Origin of the sequence: Klebsiella sp. PCX (genome assembly GCF_021869705.1) — a bacterium.
In the GTDB taxonomy this organism is placed as follows: Bacteria; Pseudomonadota; Gammaproteobacteria; order Enterobacterales; family Enterobacteriaceae; genus Klebsiella; species Klebsiella quasipneumoniae.
The window spans coordinates 22,507-36,963 of record NZ_CP091527.1 but is presented as its reverse complement, the minus strand read 5'-3'; the positions used below and the strand labels follow the sequence as shown (position 1 = coordinate 36,963).

Annotated in this window: 12 protein-coding genes; 6 read left to right on the top strand and 6 right to left on the bottom strand. The window is 54.2% G+C overall.

All coding sequences use genetic code 11. The annotated features are described in order from the left end of the window. Window positions 1-337 precede the first annotated feature (337 nt). From glnA to GQR96_RS00145, 4 genes are all read left to right on the top strand, one after another. The gene (gene glnA, locus GQR96_RS00160) at window positions 338-1,747 is read left to right on the top strand and encodes a glutamate--ammonia ligase (RefSeq protein WP_004203622.1); all 1,410 of its coding nucleotides are present in this window, start codon (window positions 338-340) and stop codon (window positions 1,745-1,747) included. Window positions 1,748-1,935: 188 nt separating this feature from the next. Next, entirely contained in the window at window positions 1,936-2,985 is a 1,050-nt protein-coding gene (glnL, locus tag GQR96_RS00155; RefSeq protein ID WP_004203621.1) for a nitrogen regulation protein NR(II), read from the top strand. A gap of 8 nt (window positions 2,986-2,993) precedes the next feature. Next, window positions 2,994-4,403 carry a nitrogen regulation protein NR(I) gene (glnG, locus tag GQR96_RS00150; protein WP_002882749.1) on the top strand — a complete coding sequence of 470 codons (1,410 nt, stop codon included), beginning with the start codon at window positions 2,994-2,996 and terminating at the stop codon, window positions 4,401-4,403. A 110-nt stretch (window positions 4,404-4,513) separates the two neighbouring features. Next, window positions 4,514-4,624: a YshB family small membrane protein gene (locus GQR96_RS00145; protein WP_004152951.1), complete on the top strand. Its 111-nt coding sequence runs from the start codon at window positions 4,514-4,516 to the stop codon at window positions 4,622-4,624. 35 nt (window positions 4,625-4,659) lie between these two features. On the opposite strand, the gene hemN is transcribed toward GQR96_RS00145, so the two are convergent. Further along, entirely contained in the window at window positions 4,660-6,033 is a 1,374-nt protein-coding gene (gene hemN / locus GQR96_RS00140; RefSeq protein ID WP_004203620.1) for an oxygen-independent coproporphyrinogen III oxidase, read from the bottom strand. A 188-nt stretch (window positions 6,034-6,221) separates the two neighbouring features. Next, on the bottom strand, window positions 6,222-6,728 hold the full coding sequence (gene yihI / locus GQR96_RS00135) for a Der GTPase-activating protein YihI (protein ID WP_002882743.1): 507 nt from the start codon (window positions 6,726-6,728) through the stop codon (window positions 6,222-6,224). A gap of 585 nt (window positions 6,729-7,313) precedes the next feature. On the opposite strand from yihI, the gene yihA reads away from it, so the two are divergent. Next, entirely contained in the window at window positions 7,314-7,949 is a 636-nt protein-coding gene (gene yihA, locus GQR96_RS00130) for a ribosome biogenesis GTP-binding protein YihA/YsxC (RefSeq protein WP_004203619.1), read from the top strand. 359 nt (window positions 7,950-8,308) lie between these two features. Here yihA and polA read toward each other — a convergent pair whose 3' ends face one another. Next, window positions 8,309-11,101 carry a DNA polymerase I gene (polA, locus tag GQR96_RS00125; protein WP_004203617.1) on the bottom strand — a complete coding sequence of 931 codons (2,793 nt, stop codon included), beginning with the start codon at window positions 11,099-11,101 and terminating at the stop codon, window positions 8,309-8,311. Window positions 11,102-11,497: 396 nt separating this feature from the next. Between polA and GQR96_RS00120 the strand changes: the two genes are divergently transcribed. Continuing rightward, a complete protein-coding gene (locus GQR96_RS00120) occupies window positions 11,498-12,415 on the top strand; it encodes an acyltransferase (RefSeq protein ID WP_032425949.1) in 918 nt (305 codons plus the stop codon). A 30-nt stretch (window positions 12,416-12,445) separates the two neighbouring features. Here GQR96_RS00120 and dsbA read toward each other — a convergent pair whose 3' ends face one another. The 3 genes from dsbA to GQR96_RS00105 form a co-directional block, all read right to left on the bottom strand. Continuing rightward, a complete protein-coding gene (gene dsbA / locus GQR96_RS00115; protein WP_004203613.1) occupies window positions 12,446-13,069 on the bottom strand; it encodes a thiol:disulfide interchange protein DsbA in 624 nt (207 codons plus the stop codon). Window positions 13,070-13,096: 27 nt separating this feature from the next. Then, a complete protein-coding gene (locus GQR96_RS00110; RefSeq protein ID WP_032455447.1) occupies window positions 13,097-14,083 on the bottom strand; it encodes a serine/threonine protein kinase in 987 nt (328 codons plus the stop codon). A 75-nt stretch (window positions 14,084-14,158) separates the two neighbouring features. Continuing rightward, window positions 14,159-14,428, bottom strand: a complete 270-nt coding sequence (locus tag GQR96_RS00105) for a YihD family protein (RefSeq protein WP_002882612.1) — start codon at window positions 14,426-14,428, stop codon at window positions 14,159-14,161. Between the last annotated feature and the right edge of the window lie 29 nt (window positions 14,429-14,457).

The window sequence follows — 14,457 nt, the reverse complement described above, 5'->3', positions numbered from 1 at the left end:
GTATTAAGCGAAGGACTGAACAGGATCACAAACATCCTCCGCAAACAAGTATTGCAGAGTTTCTTTGTGACCGCTTTCACGGAGCGATAAAAGGGCACCGTAACAAAAATTGCACCAAAATGGTGCTCAATGTTCACACTGAGGCACTATTTTGGTGCATTATCTCCATCATGGTGCAGTCCTTTTGCACTATGGTGCGCATGATACAGCGTTTTATGGGGCATTTAAAAGTTGGCACAGATTTCGCTTTATATTTTTTAAGGCAACAACGCCACTTTTAAGCAGTATGAAGTTTTCGTTACCACGACGACAATGACCAATCCGGGAGAGTTTAAGTATGTCCGCTGAACACGTTTTGACGATGCTGAACGAGCACGAAGTGAAGTTTGTCGATCTGCGCTTCACCGATACCAAAGGTAAAGAACAGCACGTCACGATTCCGTCTCATCAGGTAAATGCCGAATTCTTCGAAGAAGGCAAAATGTTTGATGGCTCCTCGATTGGTGGCTGGAAAGGTATCAACGAATCTGACATGGTCCTGATGCCGGACGCTTCCACCGCGGTCATTGACCCGTTCTACGAAGAACCGACCCTGATCATCCGCTGCGATATCCTCGAGCCAGGCACCCTGCAGGGCTATGACCGTGACCCGCGCTCCATCGCGAAACGCGCTGAAGAGTACCTGCGCGCTACCGGCATCGCTGACACCGTCCTGTTCGGGCCAGAACCAGAATTCTTCCTGTTCGACGACATCCGTTTCGGCGCCTCTATCTCCGGCTCCCATGTCGCGATCGATGATATCGAAGGTGCGTGGAACTCCTCCACCAAATACGAAGGCGGTAACAAAGGTCACCGTCCGGGCGTGAAAGGGGGTTACTTCCCGGTTCCGCCAGTAGACTCTTCTCAGGATATCCGCTCCACCATGTGTATGATCATGGAAGAGATGGGCCTGGTTGTTGAAGCTCACCACCACGAAGTGGCTACCGCAGGTCAGAACGAAGTGGCAACCCGCTTCAACACCATGACCAAAAAAGCGGACGAAATTCAGATTTACAAATACGTTGTTCACAACGTCGCTCACCGCTTTGGTAAAACCGCGACCTTTATGCCGAAACCAATGTTCGGCGACAACGGCTCCGGCATGCACTGCCATATGTCTCTGGCGAAAAACGGGACTAACCTGTTCTCCGGCGACAAATACGCAGGTCTGTCTGAGCAGGCGCTGTTCTACATCGGCGGCGTAATCAAACACGCTAAAGCTATCAACGCCCTGGCGAACCCGACCACCAACTCCTACAAGCGTCTGGTCCCGGGTTACGAAGCGCCGGTTATGCTGGCTTACTCTGCCCGTAACCGCTCTGCCTCCATCCGTATTCCGGTGGTGACCTCTCCGAAAGCGCGTCGTATCGAAGTGCGCTTCCCGGACCCGGCTGCTAACCCGTACCTGTGCTTTGCGGCGCTGCTGATGGCTGGCCTCGATGGTATCAAGAACAAAATCCATCCGGGCGAAGCAATGGACAAAAACCTGTACGACCTGCCGCCGGAAGAAGCGAAAGAGATCCCGCAGGTTGCCGGTTCTCTGGAAGAAGCCCTGCAGGCCCTGGATGCTGACCGCGAGTTCCTGACGGCTGGCGGCGTATTCACCAATGACGCTATCGATGCTTACATCGCCCTGCGTCTGGAAGAGAACGACCGCGTACGCATGACTCCGCATCCGGTTGAGTTCGAACTGTACTACAGCGTCTAATTTTGCTGTAAATCCAGGGTATGTCGTGTTGTGGCGCGGGATGCCCGGGATATTTTGTTGCCGTGGAAACTTTCAGCCCATCTCAGGATGGGCTTTTTTCTCCACCAACACGCTGATCTCGCGAGCTTTTTACCGATAAAAAGCTATACTGCACTAAATTGGTGCACTCTTTTTCAGGAGACTGTCGAATGGCAACAGGCACACTGCCCGATGCTGGGCAGATCCTCAACTCTCTTATCAACAGTATCTTACTGGTCGATGATGACCTGGCGGTGCACTTTGCCAACCCTGCGGCGCAGCAGTTGCTGGCGCAGAGTTCGCGCAAGCTGTTTGGCACCCCGTTACCTGAGCTGTTGAGCTATTTCTCATTAAATATTGGGCTGATGCAGGAGAGTCTGCAGGCGGGCCAGGGTTTTACCGATAACGAAGTGACGCTGGTTATCGATGGCCGCTCGCATATCCTGTCGCTGACCGCCCAGCGGCTGCCGGAAGGCTTTATTCTGCTGGAAATGGCGCCGATGGATAACCAGCGCCGCCTGAGCCAGGAGCAACTGCAGCACGCGCAGCAGGTCGCCGCCCGCGATCTGGTCCGCGGCCTGGCGCACGAGATTAAAAACCCGTTAGGCGGCCTGCGCGGCGCGGCACAGCTGCTCAGCAAAGCCCTGCCCGACCCGGCGCTAACGGAATATACCAAAGTGATCATCGAGCAGGCCGACCGGCTGAGAAATCTGGTCGATCGCCTGCTCGGCCCACAGCATCCGGGCATGCACGTTACCGAAAGCATCCACAAGGTCGCCGAACGGGTAGTGAAACTGGTCTCGATGGAGTTGCCGGACAACGTGAAGTTGATCCGTGATTACGACCCCAGCCTGCCGGAGCTCCCCCACGACCCGGATCAAATTGAACAGGTGTTGCTGAACATCGTCCGTAATGCGCTGCAGGCGCTGGGGCCGGAAGGGGGCGAAATTGTTCTCCGCACCCGGACCGCTTTCCAGCTGACGCTGCACGGGGTGCGTTATCGCCTCGCCGCCCGTATTGACGTCGAAGATAATGGCCCGGGTATTCCGCCCCAGCTCCAGGATACGTTGTTTTATCCGATGGTCAGCGGCCGCGAAGGCGGTACTGGCCTGGGCTTATCTATCGCCCGCAGCCTTATCGATCAGCACTCCGGCAAAATTGAATTCACCAGCTGGCCGGGTCATACCGAATTTTCGGTATACCTGCCTATTCGGAAGTAGAGGTGTTTATGCAACGAGGGATAGCCTGGATCGTTGATGACGATAGCTCCATCCGCTGGGTGCTTGAACGCGCGCTCACCGGAGCCGGCTTGAGCTGCACAACGTTCGAAAGCGGCAATGAGGTGCTAGATGCCCTCACCACCAAAACCCCGGATGTACTGCTGTCAGATATCCGTATGCCGGGAATGGATGGTCTGGCGCTGCTCAAACAGATTAAGCAGCGTCATCCGATGCTTCCGGTCATCATAATGACCGCGCATTCCGATCTGGACGCCGCGGTCAGCGCTTATCAGCAGGGCGCGTTTGATTATCTGCCCAAACCTTTTGATATCGATGAAGCTGTCGCCCTCGTCGACCGGGCGATTAGCCACTATCAGGAGCAGCAGCAGCCGCGAAATGCGCCGATAAGCAGCCCCACCGCCGATATCATTGGCGAGGCGCCGGCCATGCAGGATGTCTTTCGCATTATTGGCCGTCTGTCGCGCTCATCCATCAGCGTGCTGATCAATGGCGAATCCGGTACCGGTAAAGAGCTTGTCGCTCATGCCCTGCATCGCCATAGCCCGCGCTCAAAAGCGCCGTTTATCGCGCTGAATATGGCGGCGATCCCCAAGGACCTGATTGAGTCCGAGCTGTTCGGCCATGAAAAAGGGGCCTTTACCGGCGCCAATACCGTCCGTCAGGGTCGCTTTGAACAGGCTGACGGCGGCACGCTGTTCCTGGATGAAATTGGCGATATGCCGCTGGATGTCCAGACTCGTCTGCTGCGCGTTCTGGCGGATGGCCAGTTTTATCGCGTGGGCGGCTACGCGCCGGTGAAGGTCGATGTGCGGATCATCGCCGCCACCCATCAGAATCTGGAGCAGCGGGTGCAGGAGGGGAAATTCCGTGAAGATTTATTCCACCGCCTGAACGTGATCCGGGTGCATTTGCCGCCGCTGCGCGAGCGTCGGGAAGATATTCCACGTCTGGCCCGCCATTTTCTGCAGATTGCCGCCCGCGAGCTAGGTGTTGAAGCCAAACAGCTGCATCCGGAAACGGAGACAGCGCTGACCCGCCTGGCGTGGCCGGGCAACGTTCGCCAGCTGGAAAACACCTGTCGCTGGCTCACCGTCATGGCCGCCGGCCAGGAGGTGCTGACGCAGGATCTGCCGAGCGAACTGTTTGAGACCACCATTCCTGATAGCCCGACGCAGATGCAGCCAGACAGCTGGGCGACGCTGTTGGGTCAGTGGGCCGATCGGGCGCTGCGTTCCGGTCATCAAAACTTGCTTTCAGAAGCGCAACCCGAAATGGAACGCACGCTGCTGACGACCGCCCTGCGTCATACTCAGGGACATAAACAGGAGGCTGCGCGCCTGCTGGGATGGGGTCGTAATACCCTGACGCGTAAGCTAAAAGAGTTGGGTATGGAGTAGGGTTAAACGGCGTGATGAAAAATAGCCGATCAGCGCAAAGTGCTGCTATTTTGTACTTTACTGTTCCGATGAGTTGAGTATGATCGTGCCCGGCATTAGGGGAGAGCATCATGTTTGAATCACTGGTGAGTATGATATCGAGCGGCGCCGCTGCGAGTCACACACCACAAACGGCAGTCGCTGCCGTTCTGTGCGCTGCGCTGGTCGGGCTGTTCAGCTAATTGTTCCCCCTCTCCTGCGGGAGAGGGGGAAAACATTAAATCACCCTTGAGAACTGCTGCATCCGAGCCTTTTGCCGCAGATAGGCATCAAAGCACATACAGATGTTGCGGATCAGCAGGCGGCCTTTCGCCGTTACCTGGATAGCCTTACTCTCCACCACCACCAGCCCGTCATGCGCCAGCGGCGCCAGCAGTTTCAGGTCCTCAGCAAAATAAGACTGAAAATCCACGGCCCACTGCGCTTCGACTGCATCAATATCCAGACGGAAGTTACAGATCAACGCCTTAATTACGTCGCGACGCAGACAGTCGTCCCGGGTTAACGCGATCCCGCGCCACAGGGCGTTCCCTTGCTCTGCCACCTGCTGGTAGTACTGCTTTAGCTCTTTTTGGTTCTGGGCGTAGCTGTCGCCAATCATGCTGATCGCGGACACGCCCATCCCCAGCAAATCGGTATCGCCCTGAGTGGTGTAGCCCTGGAAATTGCGATGCAGTACGCCGTGACGTTGCGCGACCGCTAATTCATCATCAGGACGCGCGAAGTGGTCCATGCCGATGAACTGATAGCCTGCCGCCGTCAGCGAGCCGATGGTCTCCTGGAGGATCTCCAGCTTCTGTTCAGCGGAGGGCAGATCGGCATCTTTAATTTTGCGCTGTGCGGCAAAGAGCGTGGGCAGATGCGCGTAGTTAAACACGCTCAGGCGGTCAGGATTGAGCTCGGCGACCTTTTGCAGGGTAAAGGCAAAGCTCTCCGGCGTTTGTTTCGGCAGGCCGTAGATGAGGTCGATATTGGTCGAGGTAAATCCAATCTCCCGCGCATGACGGAGCAAATCAAAGATGAACGCTTCGTCCTGTTCGCGGTTAACCAGACGCTGAACCTCTTTATTAAAGTCCTGCACGCCCATACTCAGGCGGTTGAATCCCTCAGCGCGTAAATGATCGAGGACATCCAGCTCGATTTCACGCGGATCGACCTCGATGGAGATCTCGGCTTCGGCGCTGAAATGAAAATGGGTACGCAACAGATCCATCAGGCGACTGATTTGCGCCTTGTTGAGATAGGTCGGCGTGCCGCCTCCCCAATGCAGTTGCTTAACCTGACGGTTGGCAAACAGCGGCGCACGGTGGATGATCTCCTGTTCAAGGAGATCGAGATACTGATCGGCCTTATGCTGCTGGCGGGTGACGATCTTATTGCAGCCGCAGAAATAACACAGCTTATGGCAAAACGGGATATGCACGTACAGCGACAGGGGACGCTGTGGGTAACGGGCCACAGCGGCATCGAATTCCGCCGCGCCGAATTGTGGTGAAAACTCCAGCGCGGTGGGATACGAGGTATAGCGCGGCCCGGAATAGTTATATTTCTGGATCAGGGCCAGATCCCAGTCGATTATCTGCTCAGACATGCTCACTCCTTCCGATGGTGCCGCCGACGGGTACGCCGTCCCGGCCCCACCGCACCGCGGGTCATGAGCCGGTTGCGCAGCCATTTCTGACGCCGCGACAACCGTCGTAGTTTAACGAATAACCACAGCAGATAACATATAACCAGAAGGGTTATAAGCAGTACCGGGAATCCGATGGGATGCAAATGTTAGTTTCCACCCTTCAGCAGACGCATCATATCTTCCTGACGCTCTTCCTCTTCTTCATCTTCGTCATCGTAAGAGAGGCCGAGCTGCTGCATCAGCTCATCAATGCGATCCAGTTTGGCATCCACCCAGCTCTGCTCTTCAGCATTCAGGGTACCGCCCTCTTCCAGACGTTCCAACAGCGCGTCCAGGCGCTCATCATTCTCCAGCAACTCCAGCTCAGCCTGCGGTGAAAGCATAGGTTTCTCGCTCTTTGGTTTATGCTGCTTGGGAGCTGGAGCGCTGCTTTCGCTCACGCCCAGCGGGATGGGTTTTTTGCTGCCCACGCGTGGATCTTGCGCCTGGCGCTGTTTTTTACCTGCTGAAGCCGCATCGCCGCCGTTCGCGCGACTTCCTGCCGCGTGGCCACGATGTTTCTTCTGCCGTTTGCGATCGCGAGCTTCCTGATTTAACTCTTCACGCGACTTGCGGCCGGATTTGCCACGGGTGGCGGATGTCGGTTTTTTCATGGTGTGTAATCTTCAGACAGTATTATTCAGTATAGAATTGAGGCGGAATCTAGCAGAAAGCAAGCAAAGAAAAAAGGCGACAGATTACTCTGTCGCCTTTTTCCTCACTGACCACCCTTAACGGGCTCTTCTTTCCCTGTTCGCTAACGACTTACCCTGTCTTTCCCTTAGCGTCCAACGGTCCCTGTCTCTTCCTTTTCCCTTTGAAACGTTTCCAAAACGCGCGTCATCCTGACAATCCTGTGGTCTTCGCCTCCTGGCGCTTCCTGACCCCTCGTCCTGAGTCCTCATCCTTTTCAGCATCCCCGCCGTTGTGTATTACTTTACCCTGTTGACAAAAATCGACAACCAGTCTGGCCGTTAAAATTCCACTTTTCAGATTTCTCTATTCTTGTAATCTATTTATTTTCAGTAGGTTATACTTTATTAGTCTTATTTTTCTCAGGCATGTCCTATACGAAGAATAGCCAATGTCTCACAAAGTGCATGGTTTTTACTTACAGAACCGGCGTGCGGTAAAAACAGCCTTTTTCTGCTGTTCAGGTATAATCCCTGCCATAGCCTGTTTTAACGGAGACGACCGTCTTGACCAACTGGAATTATCAACTGACGCACTTTGTCACTAGCGCGCCAGATATCCGCCATCTTCCTGCCGATACCGGTATTGAAGTGGCATTCGCCGGCCGCTCCAATGCGGGAAAATCCAGCGCGCTGAATACGCTGACCAACCAGAAAAGCCTGGCGCGGACCTCCAAAACTCCCGGACGTACACAGCTGATTAACCTGTTCGAAGTCGCCGAAGGCAAACGCCTGGTCGACCTTCCCGGCTACGGTTATGCGCAAGTCCCGGAAGAGATGAAGATCAAGTGGCAGCGCGCGCTGGGAGAATACCTGGAAAAACGCCTGTGCCTGAAGGGCCTGGTGGTCCTGATGGACATTCGCCACCCGCTTAAGGATCTCGATCAGCAGATGATCCAATGGGCGGTAGAAAGCGATATTCAGGTGCTGGTGCTGCTGACCAAAGCCGATAAGCTCGCCAGCGGCGCGCGTAAAGCGCAAGTGAATATGGTGCGTGAAGCAGTCCTGGCCTTCAATGGCGATGTTCAGGTTGAACCCTTCTCTTCGCTGAAAAAATCTGGCGTGGATAAGCTGCGACAGAAGCTGGATAGCTGGTTTAACGAAATCCCGCCGCAGGAAGCAGAGAGCGCCGTAGACGAGTAATCGACACCAACAGCCGGATAAGAGCGTGCCGCGCCTTGTCCGGGTTCCTCTCCAGCGTCAAGCACAAGCGCGTCCTTCTTTTTGCCACTTTTCTTTCGCGCAATAAAAAACGCCCCGGTCATAAATGACCGGGGCGGCTAAAATATTCAGCCAAATCCGATTACGTGAAGTAAAAGGTCTGAAAGATAGAACATCTTACCTCTGTACCCTACGCGAATAACTTTACTCTTCTTTCGCTCACGGATAAAGCATTTTTTGTAGTTTTTTTTCACTATTTACATAGCAAATTCAAATGATCCTCACAAAACTCTATAAGTTATGTTGCTTACTTACAGAAAATCGCGTTGTGCTTTGTATACTTAGTGCGCTTGATCCCAGTTTTCTCCGCTGCCCACTTCCACCAGCAACGGTACCGCCAGCGTAGTGCTGTTCTCCATCAGTTCGTGGATCTTTTTCGATACGGCATCGAGCTCGTCCTTATGCACTTCAAAGACCAGTTCATCGTGAACCTGCATGATCATTCGCACGCGAGGTTTCTCGCTCCGCAGCCATTCATCAACGGCAATCATCGCCCGCTTGATGATATCCGCAGCCGTCCCCTGCATCGGGGCGTTAATCGCCGCACGTTCCGCACCGGCACGACGAGCGCCATTGCTGGACTTGATATCCGGCAAATAGAGTCGACGGCCATCCAGCGTTTCAACATACCCTTGCTCCTTCGCCTGTGCGCGGGTGCGCTCCATATACTCCAGGACGCCCGGATAACGCTCGAAATAAAGATCCATGTACTTCTGCGCTTCTTTACGCGGGATGTTCAGCTGGCGGGCCAGGCCAAAGGCGCTCATGCCATAGATCAGACCGAAGTTGATAGCTTTCGCACTGCGCCGCTGTTCGCTGCTGACGCTGTCCAGCGGTAAGCCAAACACTTCAGCCGCCGTCGCCCGGTGAATATCCTTCCCTTCCGCGAAGGCGGTCAGCAGTCCTTTATCCCGCGACAGGTGCGCCATAATGCGCAGCTCGATTTGCGAGTAGTCCGCCGAGACAATAACGTAATCTTCTGGCGCGATAAACGCCTGGCGAATACGGCGCCCTTCTTCGTTACGCACCGGAATGTTTTGCAGGTTTGGATCGGTAGACGACAAACGGCCGGTGGCGGTAACCGCCTGATGATAGGAGGTATGTACGCGGCCCGTTTTGGGATTAATCATCAGCGGCAGCTTATCGGTATAGGTCGACTTCAGCTTCGCCAACCCACGGTACTCCAGAATCACTTTCGGCAACGGATAATCGAGCGCCAGCTCTTCCAGTACCTCTTCAGAGGTGGACGGCGCACCGCCCGGCGTCTTCTTCAGCGGCTTGATACCCTGTTTTTCAAACAGGATCGTTTGCAGCTGTTTGGTGGAGGAGAGATTAAACGCTTCCCCGGCGATCTCATGCGCCCGCTGCTCCAGCTCAACCAGGCGCTGGGCTATTTCCTGCGAGTGCGCATGCAGCACGGCGGGGTCGATTTTAACGCCGTTGCGCTCAACGCGTGACAGCACCGGCACCAGCGGCATTTCAATGTGCTGGAAGATATTCAGCGGACCTTCATGCTGCTGCAGCTTCGGCCACATTTTCAGATGCAACTGAAGCGTGACGTCGGCGTCTTCCGCCGCGTAGCGACCCGCCTCTTCCAGCGCAATCTGGTTAAAGGTGAGCTGATTCTTACCCTTACCAGCGATCTCTTCGAAGGTAATCGTTTTATGTTTCAGCCAGCGGTCGGAAAGACTGTCCATATCATGGCGGCCCGCCACGCTGTCGAGAATGTAAGATTCCAGCATGGTATCGAACGCAATCCCGCGCAGCTCAATGTCGTAATTAGCCAAAATGCCGCGATCGTATTTGAGATTTTGCCCAACCTTGAGCAGCTTCTCATCCTCCAGCAGCGGTTTAAGCAGCGCCAGCACGCGCTCGCGCGGGATCTGATCCGGCGCATCAAGGTAATCATGCGCTACCGGGACATAGGCGGCCACGCCCGGCTCAACAGCGAATGAAAGGCCGACCATGTTGGCGGAGATGTTATCCAGGCTGTCGGTTTCCGTATCAAAGGCAAAGAGCGGCGCTTGCTTCAGCTTATCGATCCAGGTGAGCAGCGTAGCCTCATCAAGGATGGTGACATAGTGCTCTGCTGAAAGTGCAGTAGCGGCCTCAACCTCTGCTTCCGCTTCTGCCGCTGCTGCAGGCACTGCAGGTTTCGCAGCCGGTTTGCCCCCCTTAGCCTGCAGCCATTTTCCGGCTTCAACGTCGGTGGTCCAGCGCTTAAACTCATACTGTCTGAACAGCGCCAGCAGATCGTCTGCCGCCGGCGGCTGCACCTCCAGCTCTTCGCAAGTGAGCTCCAGCTCGACGTCGGTTTTGATGGTCGCCAGCTGATAAGAGAGATAAGCCACCTCCTTGTTCTGCTCCAGCTTCGCCGCCATCGTTTTCGCGCCGCGGAAGCTCAGTTCAGCGATCTTCTCCGGTTCCGCATACAGCGTATCGAGGCCGCCGAGGCCTTGCAGCAGCGCCTGGGCAGTCTTTTCGCCCACGCCCGGCACGCCAGGAATGTTATCTGAGGAGTCGCCCATCAGCGCCAGGAAATCAATAATCAGCTCTGGCGGGACGCCGTACTTGGTAACCACCTCATCCGGCCCGAGGATAGTGTTGGTCATGGTATTGATCAGGGTGATCCCCGGCGTCACCAGCTGGGCCATGTCTTTATCGCCGGTACTGATCAGCACCGGACGTCCAGCCCTTTCCGCTTCCCGCGCCAGGGTGCCAATCACATCGTCAGCTTCGACGCCCGGGACCGCCATCAGCGGCAGCCCCATCGCTTTCACCATCTTATGCAACGGCTCAATCTGCGCGCGCAGATCGTCCGGCATCGGCGGGCGGTGAGATTTGTAATGTTCGAACAATTCATCACGGAATGTTTTCCCTTTCGCATCAAAGACCACGACGGCATGAGTCGGTTGATACTGCAGAATCAAACTGCGCAGCATATTCAGTACGCCGTACATAGCCCCGGTGGGCTCCCCTGCGCTGTTAGTCAGCGGCGGAAACGCATGATACGCCCGATAAAGATAGGAGGAGCCGTCAACGAGGATGAGAGGGTTTTCTGGGATCTGAACCATAATTTCGGTGCCTGTTTATCAGATTATGGATAAAGGATGCCACAGACGGGCATGAAATCCTGAATTTTTCCCGCATTTCGCGGAAAAGATTCAACGATCCTCGCGATCGCGCGACAACTTAGCTTGTGGATAACTTTGTGCATAGTTTTACAACGTCAGCTTATCCGCCCCTGAAAATAAATGAATAAATAGCATTAGTTATTATTTATCAATAACTTAAAATAATATCAACGATCCTGGCATGAATTTGATGACCTAATCTTCCATGTGGATAGAAGATCCTTGTTTTTTTCTGTTCTGGTAAGACCCGTCATTTGCCGCGTTTTCTGGTAAAATCAGCCTCTTGCGCAGCTTAAAGGCGCTCTTTGTCAGCCTAACTTTCTGAATAAACTAACTATGTCGAGATTACTCGCTGCGATAACACTTCCGCTGAGTATCGCCTTAACCATCTTAGTCACCGTTATCTGCTCTGTACCGATCATCGTCGCCGGGCTGATTAAACTGCTGGTCCCCATTCCAGCGGTATGGCGCTCTATATCCGTTTTTTGCAATTTTATGATGTACTGCTGGTGCGAGGGGCTGGCGCTGCTGTTGCATCTCAATCCCTGGCTAAAATGGGACGTCCAGGGTCTGGAAGGCCTGAACAAAAAGAACTGGTATCTGCTGATCAGCAACCACCACAGCTGGGCAGATATCGTGGTGCTATGCGTGCTGTTCCGCAAGCATATTCCGATGAATAAGTACTTCCTTAAACAACAGCTGGCGTGGGTACCGTTCATCGGCCTCGCCTGCTGGGCGCTGGATATGCCTTTTATGCGCCGCTATTCGCGCAGCTATCTTATTCGTCACCCGGAACGCCGCGGTAAAGATGTCGAAACCACCCGCCGTTCATGTGAGAAATTCCGCTCGCACCCAACGACAATCGTCAATTTCGTGGAAGGCTCGCGTTTTACCGACGTAAAAAAGCGCGAGACGCGCTCCCCTTACGACAATCTTTTACCACCGAAAGCGGCGGGTATTGCCATGGCGCTCAATGTTCTCGGCTCGCAGTTCGATAAACTGCTGAACGTTACGCTGTGCTACCCGGAAAATCATGCAAGGCCGTTTTACGACATGCTAAGTGGCCGACTGACGCGCATTGTGGTTCGTATCAATCTGGTACCGATTGGCGAAGAGCTACACGGCGATTACGTCAACGATAAGAACTTTAAGCGTGGTTTCCAGCGCTGGCTGAATGGGCTATGGGAAGAGAAAGACCGTCAGTTAACTGACATCATGCGGGACAAAGCAAGGAAGTCACGGCAAAGTAGATAAAAAAAAGCCGGTCAGTGACCGGCTTTTTTTTTATTTCTTCTCAACCAGCTGCTTCACGGTATCCGCATACTGAGCGACGAAGACATCCATATTGCTGGTGTCCATCCCCTGCGGGTTCAGCTGGTACTTACCATTGACGTACATAGCCGGTACCCCCTGCAGCTGCAGATCGGCTGCCGCTTTCTCCTGCTGAGCGACCAGAGATTTCACCACGAAGCTGTTCCATGCGGCATCGTAGTCTTCCCCTTTCACGCCAGCGTCGACGAACACTTTACGAATGTCAGCCAGGCTCTGTACGGTCTGGTTTTTCTGCACCGCTTCGAACATCGGCGCCGTAATTTTATCTTCAACGCCCAGCGCGATGGCCACAGCCCATGCCTGCGTCAGCTCCTTGCCCAGCGGCCCCAGGAACTCGACATGGTATTTGGTCATTTTGGTGCCTTCTGGCAGTTTCTGGCGCACGCTGTCAGAGACATGCAGCACTTCTTCAAACTGATAGCAGTGCGGGCAGTAGAATGAGAAGAATTCGAGCACCTGCGGCTCGCCAGCAACCGGCTTATCAAGGGTGATGTACTGCTTGCCGTCGGTGATCTGGGCAGCGGATGCACTAAAAGCCAGAATCATACCAGCCAGCGCCAGCCAAACTTTTTTCATGATTTACTCTCTCCTGGATATATCACATTAATACATTGGCGTTAACTGAAGCGGGGGTTCCTGTAGAACCTTCACCTGCTCGAGAAAAGTAGACGTCTGCCCTCGCCAGTAATCCTCCCCGGTTAACCAGGGAAAATTAACCGGAAATGCCGGATCGTCCCAGCGTCTGAGCAACCACGCCAGATAATAAACCAGTCGCATGGCGCGTAAAGGTTCAATAAGCGCGATTTCATCGCTGTTAAAGGGGCTGAATTCCTCATAGGCCTCGACGATGGTCTCCAGCTGCATACGCTGTTCATCCTTATCGCCGTTGAGCAGCATCCACAGATCCTGAATCGCCGGGCCGGTTCGCGCATCGTCTAAATCAACAAACAGCGGCCCATCGCGCCAGAGGATATTGCCTGCATGGCAGTCACCATGCAGGCGCAAAGTAGTCCCGCCACCGTGCCATTGCGTCATGACGGCAGCGATGAGTTTATCGGTCGCCTTCAGGAAATCGGCCTTCAGGCCTGAGGGGATAAGCGTCGACTGTTCAAATACCTGGCGTGGTTCCAGCAGATATTCCTGCACGCCAATCTCCGGACGCGCAGAAAAGCGCTGTTTGCGCCCGGTCTGGTGCAGGCGCCCCAGATAACGGCCAACCCACTCCATCTGATCAAGGTTATCCGCCTCGAACTGTCGGCCGCCAAGGCTTGGGAAAACGGCAAAATAAAACCCCTGGTGCTGATGAAGCGTACTGTCGTTAAATAACAGCGGCGCCGCAACGGGCACTTCATCTTCTACAAGCTGAAGCGCAAACTTGTGTTCTTCAAGGATTTGTGCTGCCGACCAGCGCTCAGGACGATAGAACTTCACCACATAACGATGACGCTCTTCGTCCTGGAACTGATAAACGCGGTTCTCATAGCTGTTCAGCGGGGTAAGACCGGAGTCCACCCGCATACCCAGATCGAATAACCCATCGATAATGGTATCCGGGCGAAGCGTCTGAAAAGTAAAAGCCTTATCGTGCATCCTGACATCCGATAATCGTACGAATAGTTCAGGATATCATCTCATTGCGCTTTACGCGGCAGCGCTTACAACCTTTTACTCTTTTATTACGCCGCGGGCGCGCAGCAGCGCGGTTTTAAAGTCTTCTTCATAATCCTTCTGAATACCCGGGATGACAGCATCTTTTGAAGAATCACGCATCTTCAGGTGATAGATCAGAATATCGTCGGAAAGATCGCTCAGTTCGCCATCATAGCCAGCCTCTTTCGCCAGTTTCTGCAAAAATTGCATCAGGTTCAGTTCTGGCTCTTTCTGCCAGGCGGGCTGGAGGAGTTCAATTACTTCATTCAGACGTTTACATTTCATGGTCATGCTCCTTACTCTTGATAGGGACA

Coding starts and splice junctions, on each gene's coding strand:
- GQR96_RS00105 (WP_002882612.1), bottom strand. CDS start 14,428: ATGAAATGTAAACGTCTGAATGAAGTAATTGAACTCCTCCAGCCCGCC.
- polA (WP_004203617.1), bottom strand. CDS start 11,101: ATGGTTCAGATCCCAGAAAACCCTCTCATCCTCGTTGACGGCTCCTCC.
- GQR96_RS00145 (WP_004152951.1), top strand. CDS start 4,514: ATGTTTGAATCACTGGTGAGTATGATATCGAGCGGCGCCGCTGCGAGT.
- glnG (WP_002882749.1), top strand. CDS start 2,994: ATGCAACGAGGGATAGCCTGGATCGTTGATGACGATAGCTCCATCCGC.
- glnA (WP_004203622.1), top strand. CDS start 338: ATGTCCGCTGAACACGTTTTGACGATGCTGAACGAGCACGAAGTGAAG.
- yihI (WP_002882743.1), bottom strand. CDS start 6,728: ATGAAAAAACCGACATCCGCCACCCGTGGCAAATCCGGCCGCAAGTCG.
- GQR96_RS00110 (WP_032455447.1), bottom strand. CDS start 14,083: ATGCACGATAAGGCTTTTACTTTTCAGACGCTTCGCCCGGATACCATT.
- hemN (WP_004203620.1), bottom strand. CDS start 6,033: ATGTCTGAGCAGATAATCGACTGGGATCTGGCCCTGATCCAGAAATAT.
- GQR96_RS00120 (WP_032425949.1), top strand. CDS start 11,498: ATGTCGAGATTACTCGCTGCGATAACACTTCCGCTGAGTATCGCCTTA.
- glnL (WP_004203621.1), top strand. CDS start 1,936: ATGGCAACAGGCACACTGCCCGATGCTGGGCAGATCCTCAACTCTCTT.
- dsbA (WP_004203613.1), bottom strand. CDS start 13,069: ATGAAAAAAGTTTGGCTGGCGCTGGCTGGTATGATTCTGGCTTTTAGT.